14 protein-coding genes and 1 riboswitch are annotated in these 19,074 nt (G+C 68.9%); of the genes, 4 read left to right on the forward strand and 10 right to left on the reverse strand.

What is annotated here, in order from left to right:
* From HNP55_RS15425 to HNP55_RS15435, 3 genes are all read left to right on the forward strand, one after another.
* Positions 1 to 1,718: YDG domain-containing protein (locus tag HNP55_RS15425; RefSeq protein ID WP_246448445.1), on the forward strand; the 1,718-nt coding region annotated here is incomplete at its 5' end.
* Positions 1,719 to 1,930: 212 nt separating this feature from the next.
* Positions 1,931 to 2,365: a DUF4440 domain-containing protein gene (locus HNP55_RS15430; protein ID WP_184301131.1), complete on the forward strand. Its 435-nt coding sequence runs from the start codon at positions 1,931 to 1,933 to the stop codon at positions 2,363 to 2,365.
* A gap of 360 nt (positions 2,366 to 2,725) precedes the next feature.
* Positions 2,726 to 3,649, forward strand: a complete 924-nt coding sequence (locus tag HNP55_RS15435; protein ID WP_184301135.1) for a TonB family protein — start codon at positions 2,726 to 2,728, stop codon at positions 3,647 to 3,649.
* 10 nt (positions 3,650 to 3,659) lie between these two features.
* Here the strand turns inward: HNP55_RS15435 and HNP55_RS15440 are convergent, their stop codons facing one another.
* The 10 genes from HNP55_RS15440 to HNP55_RS15485 form a co-directional block, all read right to left on the reverse strand.
* Entirely contained in the window at positions 3,660 to 5,327 is a 1,668-nt protein-coding gene (locus HNP55_RS15440; protein ID WP_184301137.1) for a bifunctional hydroxymethylpyrimidine kinase/phosphomethylpyrimidine kinase, read from the reverse strand.
* On the reverse strand, positions 5,324 to 6,124 hold the full coding sequence (locus tag HNP55_RS15445) for a thiazole synthase (RefSeq protein ID WP_184301140.1): 801 nt from the start codon (positions 6,122 to 6,124) through the stop codon (positions 5,324 to 5,326). Before HNP55_RS15445 ends, HNP55_RS15440 begins: the two co-directional genes overlap by 4 nt.
* Before the next feature lie 4 nt (positions 6,125 to 6,128).
* Positions 6,129 to 6,338 (reverse strand): sulfur carrier protein ThiS, encoded by a 210-nt coding sequence (thiS, locus tag HNP55_RS15450; protein ID WP_184301143.1) that lies wholly within the window; start codon positions 6,336 to 6,338, stop codon positions 6,129 to 6,131.
* A gap of 3 nt (positions 6,339 to 6,341) precedes the next feature.
* Positions 6,342 to 7,394: an FAD-dependent oxidoreductase gene (locus tag HNP55_RS15455; protein ID WP_184301146.1), complete on the reverse strand. Its 1,053-nt coding sequence runs from the start codon at positions 7,392 to 7,394 to the stop codon at positions 6,342 to 6,344.
* Positions 7,395 to 7,396: 2 nt separating this feature from the next.
* Entirely contained in the window at positions 7,397 to 9,280 is a 1,884-nt protein-coding gene (gene thiC, locus HNP55_RS15460) for a phosphomethylpyrimidine synthase ThiC (RefSeq protein ID WP_184301149.1), read from the reverse strand.
* A gap of 103 nt (positions 9,281 to 9,383) precedes the next feature.
* Positions 9,384 to 9,506, reverse strand: a riboswitch (TPP riboswitch).
* 31 nt (positions 9,507 to 9,537) lie between these two features.
* Positions 9,538 to 11,994 carry an EAL domain-containing protein gene (locus HNP55_RS15465; RefSeq protein WP_184301152.1) on the reverse strand — a complete coding sequence of 819 codons (2,457 nt, stop codon included), beginning with the start codon at positions 11,992 to 11,994 and terminating at the stop codon, positions 9,538 to 9,540.
* Complete coding sequence (locus HNP55_RS15470; protein ID WP_184301154.1) at positions 11,991 to 13,820, reverse strand: PAS domain-containing protein; 1,830 nt, start codon at positions 13,818 to 13,820, stop codon at positions 11,991 to 11,993. Before HNP55_RS15470 ends, HNP55_RS15465 begins: the two co-directional genes overlap by 4 nt.
* 117 nt (positions 13,821 to 13,937) lie before the next feature.
* Positions 13,938 to 14,147, reverse strand: a complete 210-nt coding sequence (locus tag HNP55_RS15475) for a DUF2892 domain-containing protein (protein WP_184301157.1) — start codon at positions 14,145 to 14,147, stop codon at positions 13,938 to 13,940.
* Between the two features lie 24 nt (positions 14,148 to 14,171).
* Positions 14,172 to 17,402 (reverse strand): efflux RND transporter permease subunit, encoded by a 3,231-nt coding sequence (locus tag HNP55_RS15480; RefSeq protein WP_184301160.1) that lies wholly within the window; start codon positions 17,400 to 17,402, stop codon positions 14,172 to 14,174.
* On the reverse strand, positions 17,399 to 18,514 hold the full coding sequence (locus tag HNP55_RS15485) for an efflux RND transporter periplasmic adaptor subunit (protein ID WP_184301163.1): 1,116 nt from the start codon (positions 18,512 to 18,514) through the stop codon (positions 17,399 to 17,401). The genes HNP55_RS15480 and HNP55_RS15485 overlap by 4 nt, the downstream gene beginning before the upstream one ends.
* A gap of 154 nt (positions 18,515 to 18,668) precedes the next feature.
* Here HNP55_RS15485 and HNP55_RS15490 point away from each other — a divergent pair, with 154 nt between their 5' ends.
* Positions 18,669 to 19,028: an ArsR/SmtB family transcription factor gene (locus tag HNP55_RS15490; RefSeq protein ID WP_184301166.1), complete on the forward strand. Its 360-nt coding sequence runs from the start codon at positions 18,669 to 18,671 to the stop codon at positions 19,026 to 19,028.
* Positions 19,029 to 19,074: the final 46 nt, after the last annotated feature.

Consider the following 19,074-nt stretch of genomic DNA (forward strand, 5'->3'; position numbering starts at 1 on the left):
AGACTGTGACGGCCGGTGAGGTGGCCGTGGCGGCCAAGGTCTACGACGGCAATCGCAAGGCCGAAGTCAGCGGCGGCAAGCTGAACGGCTTGATCGAAGGCGACCAGGTCGACACCACCCGCGCAGGCGAGTTCGCCGACAAGAACGCCGGCAAAGGCAAGGACGTGGCGGTGATGCTGGGCCTGAGCGGTGCCGATGCGGGCAACTACCAGCTGGACGGCGCCCAGCGTCAGGCCAAGGGCGATATCACGCCCAAGACTGTGACGGCCGGTGAGGTGGCCGTGGCGGCCAAGGTCTACGACGGCAATCGCAAGGCCGAAGTCAGCGGCGGCAAGCTGAACGGCTTGATCGCTGGCGACCAGGTCGACACCACCCGCGCAGGCGAGTTCGCCGACAAGAACGCCGGCAAAGGCAAGGACGTGGCGGTGACGCTGGGTCTGAGCGGTGCCGATGCGGGCAACTACCAGTTGGACGGCGCCCAGCGTCAGGCCAAGGGCGATATCACGCCCAAGACCGTGACGGCCGGTGAGGTGGCCGTGGCGGCCAAGGTCTACGACGGCAATCGCAAGGCCGAAGTCAGCGGCGGCAAGCTGAACGGCTTGATCGCTGGCGACCAGGTCGACACCACCCGCGCAGGCGAGTTCGCCGACAAGAACGCCGGCAAGGCCAAGGACGTGGCGGTGACGCTGGGTCTGAGCGGTGCCGACGCCGGCAACTACCAGCTGGACGGCGCCCAGCGCCAGGTCAAGGGTGATATCACGCCCAAGACCTTGCAGACCACGCCCCTGGTGGTGAAGGACAAGTACTTCGACGGTTCGCGCGAAGCGCAGCTGGAGTCGCCTGGTCTGATCGGTGTGGTGGCGGGAGACAGCGTGCAAGCCCAGGCCAAGGGTCAGTTCGATGATTTGCTGGCCGGTGAGGGCAAGCAGGTCAGCGTCAAGCTGAACCTGGACGGCGTCGATGCCGGCAATTACCAGCTGGCGCAGAACCCGGTCGAGGCTCGCGGCCGTATCCAGGGTCTGGATACGCAAGGCCAGACGGCCGGACTGGTGCTGAAGCCGCAGGGCGGCAATGGCACCGGTGGCGCGGGCCATGGCAATGCGGGCGGGAATGGCGGTGGCAATGGCGGTGGCAATGGCGGCGCCAACGCGGGCGGCACCGTGGCCGGCTTGCAGGGCGCGAATGCCTTGCCGGCGACGGGGCCGGCATCGTCCTTGCTGGCGCTGGCCGACGGCGCGGGCGCGGGTGCGGCGGTGGCCGTTGACGGCAGCCAGCAACTGTTGCGCAACGGCGGCCAACTGAGCATGAGCCTGGCGGGCCATGCGCCGAGCGAAACGGTGCAGAACGTGTTGCCCCTGTTCCGCGACGCTGGCGCCAACGGTGGCCTGGATCGCCTGGGCCACTATCTGGTGCAAGACCAGGGTGACAGCCTGAGCCTGGTGCCGCGCAGCTTGGCCGAGGCCGAGCTGCCCCAGCTGGACAGCCAGGCCGTCAGCGCCCGCGCCGAGACCCTGCTCGATCTGGGCCGGGGCGAGACGGCCAGCATGACGCTGGAGCTGCTGGCCAATGGCACCTTGCGTGCCGCCATGCCGCCGCAGGCCGCGCAGCTGGGTACCGAGCTGCTCAGCGCCCATGGCTTGAGCGCGCTCAAGCGCAAGGCCGGCGTGTCGGTGGACCAGGTGCGCAGCATCGTGCTGCGCTTCGACGCCAAGCGCTAAGACGGCGCTGAGCCGCCCTCCTCACGCAGCCGGGTTGCAAGCGAGGCTGCCGCAGGAGGGCCCAGGCCCGGCCGCTCTTGCCTGTGTGAGCAGGTGAGGGCGGCCGGTTTTTCGTTGGGGCTAGTCGGCCGATGCGTTTGGCCTGGACTTTTCGGCGGGCGACGAGAGGTTATCGTGGCGCCGCAAACCTTTCCGCCACCCATCGAGCCGCCATGACGCAAGCCGACACCGAACTCACCCACCTGCTGCCGCAATTGCAAGCGCTCGAATGCGAGCTGCATCTGGACAAGACGGCGGCGGATTTGCCCCGCCTCCAAGCCCTGCTGCATCCAGACTTCCGCGAGATCGGCTACTCGGGCCGCAGCTACCAGCGCGAGGAGATGCTGGCCTTGCTGATCGCCGCGGGCGCGGCGCCCGCGCCCAGCCTGCACCAGGTTCAGGCACGCAACTTCCAAGCTCAGCTGCTCGTGCCCGGCCTGGTTTTGTTGAACTACGAGTCCGCCCACTGCGACGCTCAGGGCCGCCTGCACCGGCATAGCCGTCGCAGCTCCCTCTGGCGCTTGGGAACCCAGGGCTGGCAGATGCAGTTCCATCAGGGCACGCCTTGTGCGGACTGGGCGGCGGCGAATGGCAGTCCGGCAGAGTGAAAATTGCCGCAATTTGTGCGAGGCGTGGCAATTTTGCACGTCGGGCTCATCACCCCCAATTTTGATGTTGACTTTTTTGTAAGCCACCCGGATTTCCTAGGGTTGACCCGAGCATCGCAACAGGGGCTTCCATTCATACACTGCGAACCTTCCATCGCCCAGAGGGAGTCGCGGCAGGGAGGGCAAAAGTCAAAGAACTTCAGGTCCGCTGGCGCTTGGCCGACCGGTGGCGCCGCGTCAAAGCAGCGTTTGCGGGTCCAAGGTTCAGTCGCCAAGATCTACAGCCTAGCGATTCGGGGTGTTGGTTCAAGACCTGAGGGGGAGTGCTTGACCATGCGCTTGTGTGCCGGCTCATCGCCGTTGAAATTTTTCTTTGCTTCATCTGCAGCGTCGTCGGCCCTGGCCCTGAGCCTGCTGATGGGCGCCAGCCTGGGGGTCTATGCGCAGGCGCCGGGCGCCACCAAGGCCAAGGCCGACACCGATGCCGACGCCGACAGCGCCGAGGAGCGCGCGAAAAAGACCGCCGACCGCGTGTTCACCTGGATTCGCTTCCATAACGAGGCCACGGCCAAGAAGCAGAGTGCTGCCGCCGCCGCAGCCGCTCCGGCGGCGACCGCCACGGCTACGGCGAGCGATAAAGACAAGGACAAAGACAAGGCGGGCGCTTCGGCCCAGGGCAAGTCAGCCAGCAATAGCAAGACGGCCCCCGGCAATGCCTCGCGCAGCGAAGCCGAGCGGCTGGCCCAGGCGCATCGGGCCGCGCAGCAAGAAGGTGGCAGTGCAGCGGCCACGGCCGTCGCGGAGGTGCCAGCCGCGCGTGGCAACGGCAGCGGTAGCGGCAATGCGCAGGCGGCCACAACCGCCCCCGCGGCCCCTGCTGCGCCCGGCAGCAACGGCAGCGCCTTGGCCGCGGCCGAACCGGGCAAGGCCGCGCCTGCGACCCAGCTGGCCCTGGCTCCGGCCTCGGCCCGCCCGGCCGAGGCCAAGCCCTCCGCGGCCGCGCAGGCCGTCGCCGCGGTGGCGGACGAGGAGCCGGTGCTCAAGCTGATCCACCGCATCGAACCCCAGATCCCGCGCCGCTTGATGAAGGACTTCAACGGCGGCACCGTGCTCTTGCGTTTCATGGTGCAGACGGACGGCAGCGTCAAGCAGGCCGAGGCCATGCGCTCGACCAGCAGCCGCCTCAGTGCGGTCGCCATCGAAGCCATTTCGCAATGGCGTTTCGAGCCCATTGCTCGGCCGCGCGAAGGCCGGGTCGAGGTGGGCTTCCGCCCGGCGGAGTAAGCAGCGGCTCTTAGCCGCGCGGCTGAGCCCCTCTGCGCGCCCGCCCTTGCCGCCAGGCCTCCTCGAAGGCGGCCAGGCCTTGGCCCGCGCCGGCCTCGGCGTCCAGCGCCCGCACCAGGCAGGCCGCCGCCGCACCCGCGGCGGCGCAGTCGGCCACCTGGGCCGGCGCCAGCAAGCCGCCGATGGCCACCACCGGCCGGCCCGCCATCCGCACCCACCAGGCCAGATTGCGCAGGCCTTGCGGCTGCCAGGGCATGTCCTTGGTCGTGGTGGCGCAGACCGGGCCGCAGGCGATGTAGTGCGGCGCCAGGCCGCGTGCCCGCGCCAGCTCCCACAGGCTGTGGCTGGAGAGGCCCAGCTTGGCGCCGCTGCGCAGGATCTGCGTGCGCTCGCCGGGCTTAAGCGCGGCCCAATCCTCCTGGCCCAGATGCAGGGCCGTGGCACCGGCGTCCAGGGCCAGGCGCCAGTGGTCATTGATCCAGAGCTGGCTGGCGCCGCGTCGATAGCCCAGGGTGGATTCCAGCGCGGTCTGGATGCCGTACTGCAGCGCCAGTTCCGAATGCGTGTGCTGGGCCTTGATGCGCAGCTGGATCTGGCGCAGGCCCAGGCCCACCAGTTCGGCCACGCGCTCGGCCTTGTCGGTGATGGCGTACAGGCCCAGATCGAACTCCTCCTCTTGCTCGCCGCCCTCGCCGCGCAAGACCTGGGTCCAGCGCGCCAGGGTGCTGGCCTCGGGCGCCCACTCGTCATTGAAGCCCATCACCGGCATGCTGCGGGCGTCCTCGGCGAAGCCGCAGCTGGCCCTGACCGGCCCGGCCCCGGCGCCGGCGGCGGCACTGTTTTGCAGCGCCGACCAGCTCAGCATCTTGGCTAGCACCACGGCATCTGGCACCGGGTAGCCCAGGGCCAGGGCCCCGGCGGCCGCGCTGGCAAAAGTGCAGCCACTGCCGTGGTGATGGGGATTCCGCAGGCGCGGCAGGGCCAACCAGCCTTGCACGGGGGCGTTCAGCAGCTGTGCGTCCAGCCAGTCCAGTGACAGGCCTTCGGCGCCCGGCGTGCTGGCGATATCGTCGCCGCCGGTGATGCAGACCGCCTGTGCGCCCAGCTCGCGCAGGGCTTGCGCTAGCAGCGGCGTGGCCTGGCCTTGCTCCTCCCATTGCAGCAGGCGCAAGGCCTCGCGGCGATTGGGGGTGATCAGCGTGGCGCGGGGCAGCAAATGCTCGCGGTAGGCCTGGAGCAGATTGGCATCGGCGAAGGCCGCGCCACCGGCCGTGGCGCCCAGCACCGGGTCGATAACCAGGGCCACCGGCTCTTGCTGACGCAAATCATCGACGCACTGGGCCACGCAGGCGAGCGCCGCCGCGCTGGCCAGCAGGCCGCACTTGATGACGCGGGGGCGCAGGTCTTGGGCCAGGGCCTGCAGCTGCGCCCGCAACTGCTCGGGCGGCAGCGGGAAGACGGCGGCGACGCCCAGCGAGTTCTGCGCCGTCACCGCCGCCACGACGGGGCAGAGATGCACGCCCAGGGCGGCCGCCGCGCGCGTGTCGGCGGCCAGGCCGGCGCCGCCACCGCTGTCGGTGCCGGCGATGGCCCAGACGATGGGCGGTCTATCGTCCGGCGCTTCCGGCCAGGCCGGGGGCAGGCAGGGGCTGGGTAAATCATGAGTTATTTTTGTCATGCCGACCCCAGCAGAAAGGCGTGGCCGCTGACCGGGGTGGAGGCCACGGCAAAGCTCTGCGGCGCCATCAGCCCGGCCAGAAAGCCTTGGCGGCCGCCACGCACCGCGTCGCGGAAGGCGGCGGCCATGGCCACCGGTTCGCGCGCCTGGGCGACGGCGGAGTTGAGCAGCACGGCGTCAAAGCCCAGCTCCAGGGCCTGGGCCGCATGCGAGGGTGCGCCGAGGCCGGCGTCGACGATCAGCAGCGCCTGCGGCAGGCGCTCGCGCAGAGTGCGCAGGGCTTGCAAATGGATCAGGCCCTGGCCCGAGCCTATCGGCGCGCCCCAGGGCATCAGCACGGCGCAGCCGGCCTCGTCCAGCAGCCGGCGGCAAAGCACCAGATCGTCGGTGCAGTAGGGGAAGACGGTGAAGCCGGCGCGGCCGAGTTCGGTGGCGGCGGCCAGCAGCTCGAAGGGATCGGGCTGCAAGGTGTGCTCGTCGCCCACCACCTCCAGCTTGATCCAGTGCGTGCCGTAGAGCTCGCGCGCCATCTGCGCCACTTGCACCGCCTCGCGGGCCGTGCGGCAGCCGGCGGTATTGGGCAGCAGGCGCACGCCGCGGGCCTGGGCCGCTTGCAAGGCCTGGGCGACAAAGCCGTTGTCGCCCGCCAGCAGGGTGCGCTTCAGGCCCAGCGTCAGCACCGAGCATTGCGAGGCCTCGATTGCCTCTACCAAGGTTTGCGGGCTGGGATAGCCGGCCGTGCCGAGGAAGAGGCGGCTGCTCAGGCTGTGGCCATCGATGATGAGAGCGTCTTGCATGGCTTCAGCCTCCGACGATGGGTTTGAAGAGCAGGACCGAGTCACCTTCATGCAGTGGGGTGCCAGGTCTTGCCTCACGCGGTACAAAGCGGCCGTTCAGCGCCGTGGCCACGCTCTCGGGGGCGCGCTGTGCGTGCGCCAGCAGCTGGGCCAGCGTGCTGCCGGCGGGCAGGGTCAGGGCTTGCTCGTCGAGTTGCAGGGTGATGGTGTTCATCTTTCAGTTCTCCAGATTGCCCAGCGCCGTTTGCACGAGCAGCTGCTGCACCAGGGCCGGCGCTAACAGCCAGCCATGGCGGTACAGGCCGTTCAGGTGGATCAGGCCGGGCTCTGCTCGGGCCAGCGGCTTGTTATCGGGCAGGGCGGGGCGCAGATTGCGGTCCAGGCGCAGGATGCGGGCCTCGCTGAGCGCGGGCATGATGCTGTGCGCCGCCGCCATCAGCTCCACCGCCGATTGCAGGCTGACGGGCGAGCGGTCCTCGCTCTCGATCTCGCTGGCGCCCAGCACCAGCTCGTTTTGCGTGCGCGGCACCAGGTAGACGCGGTGGCGCGGGTGCAGCAGGCGCACCGGCCGGCGCAGGCCATGGGCCGGCAGTTCCAGGCCGATCACCTCACCGCGGACACCGCGCAGATTGCTCGTCAGCGCAGCGTTGCGGGCGCCCAAGCCGCGGCAATCGATGACCCAGTCGAAGTCCAGCGCCTGGCCGTTTTGCAAGAGCAGGCGGCCGGCTTGCAGCTCGCGCACCGGGGTTTGCCAATGCCATTGCACGCCATGGGCCGCGGCCTGCAGCGCGGCCATGGCCTGGGGCGGGTGGATCAGGCCCTCGCCGGCCAGCAACCAGGCCTGCAGGCCGGTGTGCAGCAGGGCGGGCTCCAGCTCGCGCAGGGCGGCGGCGTCCAGCCGTTCGAGGCCCGCGCTATCCGCGCCCAGCCTGGCCAGCACGCGCTGGGCGGCCGCCAGGTCGGGGCGGTGGGCGATCAGCAGGCTGCCTTCGCATTGCAGGCGAACGGGCGCGCTCAGGCGCGCAACGATCTGCGGCCACAGGCGCAGCGAGTCCCAGCCCAGCCGGGCGACCTCTTGCTCGGCCTTTTCCAGCTCCGCCAGCGGGCTCAGCATGCCGGCGGCCGTGAAGGCGGCCGCGCCCTGGCCGTCGAACAGCGGCGCCGGGCCGGGCCCGGCCTCGAAGACCTGCACCGCGTGGCCGGCCTGGCCGAGCGCCCAGGCAAACAGGCGGCCGGCCAGGCCGGCGCCCGCAATCGCAATGCGGGCCATGCTCAAGCCTTGTGGATGGGGATGTAAAGCTCGCCGCCCTGGGCCTTGAACTCGGCGCTCTTGTCGGCCATGCCTTCCTGCTGGGCTTCCAGGCTGGCGGCGTAGTCGCGCACGTCTTGGGTGATCTTCATGGAGCAGAACTTGGGTCCGCACATGGAGCAGAAATGCGCCACCTTGGCGCTGTCCTTGGGCAGGGTTTCGTCGTGGTAGGCGCGGGCGGTGTCGGGGTCCAGGCCGAGGTTGAACTGGTCTTCCCAGCGGAACTCGAAGCGCGCCTTGGACAAGGCGTCGTCACGCGCGCGGGCGCCGGGGTGGCCCTTGGCGATGTCGGCGGCGTGGGCGGCGATCTTGTAAGCCATCAGGCCTTGCTTCACATCGTCGCGGTCGGGCAGGCCCAGGTGCTCCTTGGGCGTCACGTAGCACAGCATGGCGCAGCCAAACCAGCCGATCATGGCCGCGCCGATGCCGCTGGTGAAATGGTCATAACCGGGCGCGATATCGGTGGTCAGCGGGCCCAGGGTGTAGAAGGGCGCTTCGTCGCAGTGCTTCAACTGCTCGGTCATATTCACCTGGATCATGTGCATGGGCACATGGCCGGGGCCCTCGATCATGGTTTGCACATCGTGCTTCCAGGCCGTCTTGGTCAGCTCGCCCAGGGTGCGCAGCTCGGCGAACTGGGCCTCGTCATTGGCGTCGGACAAGCTGCCCGGCCGCAGGCCATCGCCCAGCGAGAAGCTGACGTCATAGGCCTTCATGATCTCGCAGATGTCCTCGAAGTGGGTGTAGAGGAAGTTCTCCTTGTGGTGGGCGATGCACCATTTGGCCAGGATGGAGCCACCGCGCGAGACGATGCCGGTGCGGCGCTTGACCGTCATCGGCACATAACGCAGCAGCACGCCGGCGTGGATGGTGAAGTAATCCACGCCTTGCTCGGCCTGTTCGATCAGCGTGTCTCGGAAGATCGCCCAGGTCAAGTCCTCGGCCACGCCGCCCACCTTTTCCAGCGCCTGATAAATCGGCACGGTGCCGATGGGCACGGGGCTGTTGCGCACGATCCAGTCGCGGGTGGTGTGGATATTGCGGCCGGTGCTCAGGTCCATCACCGTGTCCGCGCCCCAACGGGTGGACCAGACCAGCTTCTCCACTTCCTCCTCGATGCTGGACGTGACGGCCGAGTTGCCGATATTGGCATTCACCTTGACCAGGAAGTTACGCCCTATGGCCATGGGCTCCAGCTCGGGGTGGTTGATATTGGCCGGGATGATGGCGCGGCCGCGCGCCACCTCCTCGCGCACAAACTCGGGCGTGATGATCTTGGGGATGCTGGCGCCAAAGGGGTTGCCCAGCAGTCGGGCTTCGCGCTCGGCGTCCGCCTCGTACTCGCGCATCCACTCGTGGCGCTGGTTCTCGCGGATGGCCACGTATTCCATCTCGGGCGTGATGATGCCTTTGCGGGCGTAGTGCATCTGGGTGACGTTGGCGCCCGACTTGGCGCGGCGCGGCTGGCGGCGCAGGCCGGCGCTCATCTCGAGCAGGCGCTGCTGCTGGGCTTCTTCGCGCAGGCCGTCGTCCACCAGCTTGATGGGGCGGCCGCTGTAGAGCTCGGTGTCGCCGCGCGCTTGCACCCAGTCGGCGCGCGGGGCGGGCAGGCCTTTGTGAACGTCGATGTCGGCCGCGCGGTCCGTGTAGGGGCCGGAGGCGTCGTACACCGTCACCAGCTCGCCATTGGTGAGCGTGATGGCGCGCTGCGGCACGCGCAGCTCGGGGTGGATCTGGCCGTGCAGGTATTGCTTGGCTGAGGCCGGCAAGGGCTCGCGGCTTTGCTGCAGGCGGGCTTGGAAATCGATCTCGGCTTCGGCCAGCTTGGGGGTGGTGAGGGTGTTCATGCGCGCAGGCTCCGGTGGGTGGGTGCTCCGGAGTGCCAGCCTTGATGAGGCTGAGGCGCAGGGCTTGCTCGGGGCCGCCGGCCGGCCAGGGGTGGCGGGCAGCAGGATCTGAGCGGGCTCTTCTTACGCCGGTATCAACCGGATCAAGTTCAGCGGGTCCGTGGCTTCCACCACATCTCAGCCCGGCACATCTTGGATGTGCGGCAGGGCTCCCCGGAGCGAAGCGCGAGTATAGGGCAGCGGCGCCGACCTCGGCCTCAAATGCCCGCAGGCTTGTTGAACCAAGTCGCCAGCTCCTGCGCCGACACGGCGGGGCTGTACAGCCAGCCCTGCGCCTCCTGCACGCCCATGGCCAGCAGGAGCTCGCGTTGCTCGGCGCTTTCCACACCTTCGGCCGTCACGGCCAGGTCCATGGTGCCGGCCAGGGCGGCGATGGCGCGGGCGATGGCCAGGTCATTGGGGTCGCGGGCCAGGTCGCGGACAAAGCTGCGGTCGATCTTGAGCCGGTTGATGGGCAGCATCTTGAGCATGGACAGCGATGAAAAGCCGGTGCCGAAATCGTCCAGCGCGAGTTGGACGCCCAGGGCGCGCAAGCCATGCAGGGCGCGCAGCACCGAGTCGCCGTTTTGCAAGCAGGACTCGGTCAGCTCCAGCTCCAGCTTCTCGGGCGCCAGCCGGGCCTGCCGCAGGGCGGCGTCCACCCGCTGGGCAAAGCCTTCGTGCTGCAGCTGGCGTGGCGAGACGTTGACGGCCACGCGCTCAAAGTGGCAGCCGGCCTGGAGCCAGCGCGCGGCCTGGCCGCAGGCTTGTTGCAGCACCCAGTCGCCGATGGCGTCGATCAGCCCGCTCTCCTCGGCCACCGGGATGAAGCGCTCGGGCGCGATGGGGCCATGCTCGGCATGGGTCCAGCGCAGCAAGGCCTCGGCGGCGCGGAGGCGGCCGTCGCGCATCGAGACCAGTGGCTGCCAGTGCAGCCGCAGCTCCTGCGCCGCCAGGGCACGGCGCAGGCCTTGCTCGATCTGCAGGCGCTCCACCGCGCGGGCCGAGAGGGCGGCGCTGTAGAAGGCGTAGCGGTCACGGCCGGCGGCCTTGGCGGCATACATGGCGCTGTCGGCGGCCTTGATCAAATCGTCCACGCTGGCGGCGTGGTCGGGGAAGAGGGCGATGCCCATGCTGGCCGAGACCTGCACCGCCTCGCCCATGCCCACATCGACCGGCTGGCGGACGGCGCCGAGCAGCTTGTCGGCCACGCCGGCCAGGTCATCGGGCCGCTGGATGGCGTGCAGCAGCAGCACGAACTCGTCGCCGCCCAGGCGTATGGGCACATCGCTGCTGCGCAGCTGGCGGCTCAGCCGGGCGGCGATCTCGATCAGCAGCAGATCGCCGGCCGCGTGGCCCAGGGTGTCGTTGATGGTCTTGAAGCCATCCAGGTCGATGAAGACCAGGGCGAAACTCTCGGGCGCCCCGCCGCCGGGGCCGCGGTTCATGCATTCGCGCAGGCAGTGGTTGAGGTGGTGGCGATTGCCCAGGCCCGTCAGCGCGTCGTGGAAGGCGAGGTGGTGGATCTTCATCTCGGCATCGCGCAGGGCCGAGGTGTCGCTGAAGCTCAGCACATAGTGCGAGACCTGCTGTTCCTTGCCCAGCACCGGCGCCACATGCTCCCAGGCCGGGAAGATGCCGCCGTCGCGGCGCTGGCAGTAGACATCGCCCTGCCAGGGCGTGCCGGCCGCGCCCGCGGCCAGGCTTTCGCGCGCGGCCACGCGGTCGCTGGAGCGCTTGGCGTGCAGGAATTCGTCCGGGTGGCGGCCCTGCACCTCCGCCTGGCTCCAGCCGGTGAGGGCGCTGAAGGCGGGGTTGGCGGCCCGCACCCGGTAGGCCGCGTCCAGGATCATGATGGCCTCGGCGGCGGACTCGAACACGACGGCCGCCTGCTGCAGGCGCTCCTCGTTATGGACCTGGGCGCTGACGTCACGGAACACGCCGATGACCTTGTCTTCGTCGGCGAAGTGGCTGGCATGGATCTCCAGCCAGATCAACTCATCGTCATCACGCTGCCACAGGGCCAGGGTGTGGACCACGCCGCCCGGCTGCAGCAGGGAGCCGAGGCGCTCGCGCACCGCAGGTTCGACCAGGCGAGCCAGAAACTCCTGGCGCGAGAATTTGAAGCCCAGCGGGCTGCCGCGCATCAGGTGGGCGATGTGGCCGTCCAGCTCCAGGGTGTCGGTGTTGCGGTGGAACTCCAGCACGCCTAGGCTGGCGGCGTCCAGGGCCAGGCGGAAGCGCTGCTCCAGGCGTTCGGTCTTTTGCTCCACCTCGCGCCGGGCCAGGGCCATGCGCAGCGTGGCATTGAGTTCGCGCAGCTCAAAAGGCTTGAGCAGATAGCCATAGGGCGCGCTCAGGCCGGCGCGTTCCAGCGTCTCCGGCTCGGCGTAGGCGGTCAGGAAGATCACCGGCAGGCCGAACTCCTGCTTGAGCTGGTGGGCGGCCTGGATGCCGTCGCCGCCGCGGCCCAGATTGATGTCCATCAGCACCACATCGGGCCGCTCGCGCCGCACCTGGGCCAGGGCCTCGCTTTCGCTATTGGCCATGCCGGTGACGACAAAGCCCAGCTGCTGCAGATTGAATTTGATATCGAGCGCGACGATGCGTTCGTCCTCGACGATCTGCACCCGCAGCGGCTTGCTCTGCGGCTTGTTTTCGATCAGTGCATTCATGCGGAGAGGCCCTCATGGCGGGGGACTTGCAGGCGCACCCGAGTCCCCGGGCCGGGCAGCAGGGCCAGGCTGGCCCCCATCTGATCGGCCAGCAGGGGGAGCAGTTGGAAGCCCAGGGAATTGGCGCTGGCCAGGCCCATGCCTTCGGGCAGGCCGATGCCGTCGTCGCTGACCTCGAGGGTCAGGGTCTTGCCCGGCGCCGCCGGGTCGTCGGCCGCGCAGACGCGGATCAGGCCGGCGCGGCCGCCGGGAAAGGCGTGCTTGAGCGCATTGACCACCAGCTCGTTCACCACCAGGCCGCAGGGCACGGCGGTTTGCAGATCGATGTGCAGGCCCTGCTCGGGGGCTTGTACCTCCACCCGCACGCGCGAGGGCTGGCCCAGATAGGACTCGCACAGCAAGGTGGTCAGCTGATGCAGATATGGCCCCAGCTCCATGCCGGCGAAGTCCTTGCGCTCGTAGAGCAGCTGATGGGTCAGGGCCATGGCGCGCACCCGGGACTGGCTGTCCTGCAGGGCGGGGCGGGCCGCCTCGGGGGCATTGGCGGACTGCAGGCGCAAAAGGCTGGAGATGATTTGCAGATTGTTCTTGACCCGGTGATGCACCTCGCCCAGCAGGGCGGTCTTTTCTTCCAAGGCCTGCTGGATCTTGGTCTGCGCCGCGACGCGCTCGCTGACGTCGGAGACGGTGGCCAGCACCTCGGGCGGGTCGCTGCCGGGAATCGGGCTCAGGCCGACCTCCAGCGGGAACAGGCTGCCGTCCAGCCTCTGCCCATGCAGGGGCTTGCGCGCGGCCATGGGCCGCACCTGGGGCGTGGCGAAGAAGCGGCCCACATGGCCGACATGGGCCTGGCGCATGGCGGCCGGCAGCAGCTCGTCGATGCAGCGCCCGGTCAGCTCGCCCGCCGCGTAGCCGAACAGGCGGTTCATGCTTGCATTGGCCAGCAGGATGCGGCGCTCGGCGTCCACCAGGGTCATGCCATCGGGCGCGGCCTCGAAGGCGCTGCGAAAGCGTGCCTCGCTGGCGCGCAGGGCACGCTCGCTGGCCACGCGGTCGGAGATGTCGATGGCCGAGGGAATCAGATGGGTGACGCGGCCCGCCTCGTCGCGCAGCGGGGCCAGCATGAAGTCGATGGTGACCAGCTTGCCGCCGGCCATGCAGACCTTGACCTCCTTGCGCACCAGGCCGCCGGCGGCCACTTCCTTGACGGCCTGTTTGAGCCAGGCTTGCTGCCCGGCGTCGTGGCGCCACCAGTAGGTGTCCCAGACATACTGGCCCTGCACCTCTTCCAGGCTGATGCCGGCCGCCTCCAGCGGCGCGCGGTTGGCCTCCTGCAGCACGCCCTCGGGGCTCAGCACGCCCACCAGCACAAACAGGCTGTCCAGCACCCGGCGCACCCGCTCCTCGCTCTCGCGCTCGCGGCGCAGGGCCAGCTCCTGCACGGTGATGTTGACGGCCTGGACCAGGATGCCACAGGTGTGGCCCAAGTCATTCTTGACCGGCAGATAACTCGCTTCCCACTCGGAGAGTTCGCCGGGAAAGCTGGGAACCTCGGCCTGGACGCGAAAGCCCTGCAGGCCGACGCCGCTGTCCAGCACCTGCTGCAGCAAGGGGCCCAGGGTGGCATAGGCCTCGGGCAGCACGGCTTTGACGCTGCGGCCCAGGGCCTGCTGGGCGGGCACGCCGTTGAAGTCCGCCAGCGTCTTGTTGATGCGGACGTAGCGGAACTCGGTGTCCAGCAGGGCCAGGCCCACGGGCAGCTCGGTGTTGAACAGCAGGTCCAGGCCCTGGCTGAGCAGGCTGGGGAAGGCAGTTGTCGCGTCCATCCATTCTCCCGATCCTTGCATGAGCATGGTTCTAACAGAGAAAGCCAGCGCAGCATACCGCTCTTCGTCCGCCCAGGCTCGCTGCTGCGCGGACGGATTTGGCGGGCCGCCGGGCCGTCAATCGCCGCGGCGCAGGCCCAGCCTGGCCAGCATGGACTCCAGCAGGCACCAGCGGCTGAAGCCGCTTTGCAGCAGATTGAAGCCCACAAAGGCGGTCAAGGCCAGCCACCCGCTGGAGTGGAAGATCGGGCTGCCGGGCAGGCCCAGCGCCAGTGACAGCAGGATGAAGCTGCCCGCGATGACGCGGACGATTTGCCAGGTGCTCATGAGTTTATCCGTTTCACTTGAAAGTTATGTTGCCGTCTTGTTCCGGTAGGCCAGGTAGTACAGCAGCGGGATCACCACCAGGGTCAGCAGCGTCGAGAGGGCGATGCCGAAGATCAGGGAGATGGCCAGGCCGTTGAAGATGGGGTCGTCGAGGATGAAGAAGGCCCCCAGCATGGCGGCCAGGCCGGTCAGCAGGATGGGCTGGGCGCGGGTCGTGGCGGCGCTGACGATGGCTTGCTCGATCGCCATGCCGCCGCGCTGCTGCAGACGGATGAAGTCCACCAGCAGGATGGAGTTGCGCACGATGATGCCGGCCAGGGCGATCATGCCAATCATGCTGGTGGCCGTGTACGGCGCGCCCAGCAGGGCGTGGCCGGGCATCACGCCGACGAGGGTCAGCGGGATGGGGGCCATGATGATCAGCGGCGTCAGGTAGGAGCCGAACTGGGCCACCACCAGCAGATAGATCAGGATCAGGCCCACGCCATAGGCCAGGCCCATATCGCGGAAGGTTTCATACGTGATCTGCCACTCGCCATCCCATTTGAGGCTGTAGTCGCGCAGGGCGTCGGAGGGGGGGCGGATGAAGAACTCCTGCAGCGTTCCGCCGCCCGGCGTCTGGATTTTCTGCAGCTCGGCACGCATGGCGAAGAGGCCGTACAAAGGGCTGTCGAGCCCGCTCTTGGCATCGGCCATATCGGCCGTCACATAGACCACCGGCAGCAGGTCCTTGTGGTAGACCGGCTGCTCGCGCACGGTGTCCGAGACCGTCAGCAGCTCGCGCAGCGGCAACAGGGTACCCGCGCGGCCGCGCACGCCCAGGGCCAGCAAGGCGTCCAGATCGCCCTGCGACTCGGGCGGCAGCTGCAGCACGGCCGGCACCGGGTATTTGCTCTGCTCGTGCAGATAGGTGACGGCTTCGCCGGCCAGGCCGGCGCGCAGGGTGCTGACGATCAGTTCCTGCGGCACGCCCAGCATGGCGGCCTTGCGGCGGTCTATCAGCAGCAGCTGGCGCGGGGCGGCGGCGATCAAGCTGTCGTCCACATCGACGACGCCGGGCTGGCGCTCGAACACCGCGCGCACCTGGCGGGCCAGGGCCGCGCGGCCGGCCGCCTCGGGGCCGTAGATCTCGGCCACGATGGGGGCGAGCACCGGCGGGCCGGGCGGCACCTCCACCACCTTGATATTGGCCTCGAAGCGCTTGCCGATTCTTTGCAGCTCGGGGCGCAAGCGCATGGCGATGGCATGGCTTTGTTCCTTGCGCGCATGCTTGTCCACCAGATTGACCTGGATGTCGCCCTGATTCGGGTCGCTGCGCAGATCGTACTGACGCAGCAGGCCGTTGAAGTTGATCGGCGAGGCGCTGCCGGCATAGGCCTGGTAATGCCTCACCTCGGGCACGCTGGCGAGGTAGGCGCCCAGCTCGCGCAGGGCGGCGGCGGTTTTCTCCAGCGGCGTGCCGGCGGGCAGGTCTACCACCAGCTGCAGCTCGGACTTGTTGTCGAAGGGCAGCATCTTCAAGAGCAGCAAGCCAGTGGCGGGCAGGGCCAGCGAGACCGCGATCAGGCCGGCCAGCCCCAGGCCCAGCAGGCCGCGATTGCGGCGGCCGCGCCGCGCGTCCAGCAAGGGCTGGAAGATGCGCTCGAACAGCGGTGCCAGCCGGGCACTGAGCCCGTGGACTTGCTGCGTTTGGGGCGACTCGGCGCTGGGCGGCAGGGGCTTCATCAAGAGCCGGGCCAACCAAGGCGTCACGGCGAAAGCGATGGCGAGCGACAGCAGCATGCCCAGGCTGGCGTTGATGGGGATGGGGCTCATATACGGGCCCATCAGGCCGGACACAAAAGCCATGGGCAGCAGGGCGGCGATCACCGTCAGCGTGGCCAGAATGGTGGGGCCGCCCACTTCGTCGACGGCGCCGGGGATGATGTCCTTCAGGCTGCGGCCGGGGTAGAGCTGCTGGTGGCGGTGGATGTTCTCCACCACCACGATGGCGTCGTCCACCAGGATGCCGATGGAGAAGATCAGCGCGAACAGCGAGACCCGGTTGAGCGTGAAGCCCCAGGCCCAGGAGGCAAACAAGGTGGCGGCCAGGGTCAGGATCACCGCCGTGCCCACGATGGCGGCCTCGCGGCGGCCCAGGGCGAGGAAGACCAGGGCCACCACCGAGGCGGTGGCGAAGAGCAGCTTGTGGATCAGCTTTTGGGCCTTCTCGTCGGCGCTGGCGCCGTAGTTGCGTGTCTCGCTGACTTCGACATCGGCCGGGATCAAGGTATTGCGCAGCTCATCCACCCGCTGCATCAAGGCATTGGCCACGTCGATGGCGTTCTCGCCCGCCTTCTTGGTGATGGCCAGGGTGATGGCCGGGTAGTTCTGCCCGCCCTCGCCGTGCCAGACATAACGCGTGGGCCGCAGGGGGCCGTCGCGCACCCGGGCCACGTCGCGCAGAAAGATGGGCTTGCCCTCCTGCACGCCGACGATCAGTTCTTCGAGCTCGCGCGCCGAGCCCAGCAAGGCGCCCGCCTCCAGCGCGATCGCCTGGTTGGCGCGCAGCAAGTCGCCGATGGGCGCACCGGCATTGGCCGACTGCAGGGCGCGGCGCAGATGGTCCACGCTCAGGCCGGTGCTGGCCATGCGGCCGGCGTCCATCTCGACGGTCACGCCGCGGCCCGGCCCGCCTATGCTGCGGACCTCGCGGCTGCCGGGCACGCGCTTGAGTTCGGCCTCCATGCTGTGGGCCACGCGCTCCAGATCGGCCGCGCCGATCTCCTCATTCGTCTTGCTGAACAGGGTCAGGCTGAGGATGGGCACGTCATCAATGCCCTTGGGCTTGATGATGGGGGGCAGGGCGCCCAGCTGGGCCGGCAGCCAGTCGGCATTGGCATCGACCGTGTCGTAGAGCCGGACCAGGGCCTCGGTGCGCGGCACGCCGACCTTGAACTGCACCGTCAGCACGGCCAGGCCGGGGCGCGAAAGCGACATCACATGCTCCACCCCGGCCATCTGCGCGAGCAGCTGCTCGGCCGGGCCGGCAATCATCTGCTCCACCTCGCCCACGCCGGCGCCGGGGAAGGGCAGCAGCACATTGGCCATGGTGACCTTGATCTGCGGCTCTTCCTCGCGCGGCGTCACCAGCACGGCGAACAGGCCCAGCAGCAGGGCGACGAGGGCGAGCAAGGGCGTGATCTGGGCGCTCTGGAAGAAGGCGGCGATGCGGCCGCTGGCGCCCAGCCGGCTTGGGGTCTCAGGGGAATTCATGGCTTGGGGCTGTGGAGGACACGGGCGGCGGCGGCCGGGTCGGTGGCAACGCGCTCGCCGGCGCTCAGGCCGCTCAGCACCTCCACCCACTCGCCCTGGGCCGCGCCCAGGCGCAGCTGGCGCAGGAGCGGTCGGCCCTGCTCGTTCAGCACATAGGCTGCTTGCAGCTCGGCACGGCGCAGCACCGCGCTGCGTGGCAGCAGCAGCTGCTGACCGGCCGGGGCGCTGCCGCTGTCGCTGAGCCAGACACGGGCGAACAGGCCGGGCGCATAAGCCTGGCTCAGGCCGGTGCTGCCGGTCCTGGGCAGGTCCAGGCGCAGCTGCACCGTGTGGGTGTTGGCGTCCACCCTGGGCAGGATCTGCACCTGGCTGGGCTGCACGCCGCTCTGGCCGTTCAAGTCCAGACTGAAGCTGGGTTTGGCGCTCAGGCCCGCCACCACGCTTTGCGGCAGATGGACCGTCACCCGCAAGGCGCTGGGGTCGTAGAGCGTCAGCAGGGGGCGGCCGGGTAAGGCCATATCGCCCAGGGCCACGGGCAGCTCGGAGACGATGCCCTCGTAAGGGCTGCGCAGCACATGCAAGTGGGTCTGGGTGCGCGCGCCGCCCGCCTGGGCCAACTGGGCATTGAGCTGGGCCTGGGTGGCTTTGAACTGGCTCTCGGCCTGCTCCAGCGCCGCCTGGCTGATATAGCGCTGCTTGAAGAGTTGCTGCTGGCGCTCGAAGTCGCGCGTGGCCAGTTGCAGGCTCGCGCGCGCGGCCTGCGCCTGGGCCTCGCTGGCCTGGGCGGCCTCCTGCGCGGCGCGGGCGTCCACCCGCAGCAAGACCTGACCCTTGGCGACACGGTCACCCACCTTGACATCGATCTGCACGATGGCGCCCGCCACCTGGGCGGCCAGCACGGTCTGGCGCACGGCTTCCACCACCCCGTCAAAGCTGCTGCTGCGCTGCAGCCCGCCAGCCTTCAGCTGATAGCTGGCCAGCGGCGCTGCCGCCTGCGACTGGGCCCGGACGGGCAGGGCGGGGGCGACAAGCCAGGCGAGCCAGCCACTGCCCATCAACAGGCCTAGCGCCACGGCCGAACGGCGGGCGAAGGAGGGAGGTGTTCTATTCATGGCAATCGTTGATGACGCGAGTGTGACGATGTATTTCGTTAAATCATTATTTGCACAATCATGCAAATAGTCAAGCAAGCAGGAGTGCAAGCACTCATCTAAACTGCGCTCCTCCAATGAAGAAGACCCCGCTCTGGCGGGTTGAGAGCCGCCCATGAAAGATCTACCTCCGGCCGCCCTGGTTCAGATCGCCGCCTATTTCCAGGCCCTGGCGGAGCCCACGCGTCTGCACATCCTCAATCTGCTGCGCCAGCAGGAGCGCAAGGTCGGCGAACTGGCCGAGCTGTGCGGTTTCAGTGCCGCCAATGTCTCGCGCCATCTGACCCTGCTGCAGCAGCATGGCCTGGTCTCGCGCGAGAGCCGTGGCACCAGCGCCTTCTACAAAATCGCCGACCCCGCCGTTTACAAAATCTGCGATCTGGTCTGTGGGAATATTGCCCGGCAGAACGAGCGGGTGGCGCAGGAGCGTGCGGCCTTCTTCCCTCTCAAACCCGCTGCCGGCAGCAAGCGCTGAGGCGCCGGGCCGATCACAAATCGACGGGCCGGGCAGGCCGTCCCGG

Origin of the sequence: Roseateles oligotrophus, assembly GCF_014204525.1 — a bacterium.
In the GTDB taxonomy this organism is placed as follows: Bacteria; Pseudomonadota; Gammaproteobacteria; order Burkholderiales; family Burkholderiaceae_C; genus Paucibacter_A; species Paucibacter_A oligotrophus_A.

Coding starts and splice junctions, on each gene's coding strand:
- HNP55_RS15430 (WP_184301131.1), top strand. CDS start 1,931: ATGACGCAAGCCGACACCGAACTCACCCACCTGCTGCCGCAATTGCAA.
- HNP55_RS15440 (WP_184301137.1), bottom strand. CDS start 5,327: ATGACAAAAATAACTCATGATTTACCCAGCCCCTGCCTGCCCCCGGCC.
- HNP55_RS15445 (WP_184301140.1), bottom strand. CDS start 6,124: ATGCAAGACGCTCTCATCATCGATGGCCACAGCCTGAGCAGCCGCCTC.
- thiS (WP_184301143.1), bottom strand. CDS start 6,338: ATGAACACCATCACCCTGCAACTCGACGAGCAAGCCCTGACCCTGCCC.
- HNP55_RS15455 (WP_184301146.1), bottom strand. CDS start 7,394: ATGGCCCGCATTGCGATTGCGGGCGCCGGCCTGGCCGGCCGCCTGTTT.
- thiC (WP_184301149.1), bottom strand. CDS start 9,280: ATGAACACCCTCACCACCCCCAAGCTGGCCGAAGCCGAGATCGATTTC.
- HNP55_RS15465 (WP_184301152.1), bottom strand. CDS start 11,994: ATGAATGCACTGATCGAAAACAAGCCGCAGAGCAAGCCGCTGCGGGTG.
- HNP55_RS15470 (WP_184301154.1), bottom strand. CDS start 13,820: ATGGACGCGACAACTGCCTTCCCCAGCCTGCTCAGCCAGGGCCTGGAC.
- HNP55_RS15475 (WP_184301157.1), bottom strand. CDS start 14,147: ATGAGCACCTGGCAAATCGTCCGCGTCATCGCGGGCAGCTTCATCCTG.
- HNP55_RS15480 (WP_184301160.1), bottom strand. CDS start 17,402: ATGAATTCCCCTGAGACCCCAAGCCGGCTGGGCGCCAGCGGCCGCATC.
- HNP55_RS15485 (WP_184301163.1), bottom strand. CDS start 18,514: ATGAATAGAACACCTCCCTCCTTCGCCCGCCGTTCGGCCGTGGCGCTA.
- HNP55_RS15490 (WP_184301166.1), top strand. CDS start 18,669: ATGAAAGATCTACCTCCGGCCGCCCTGGTTCAGATCGCCGCCTATTTC.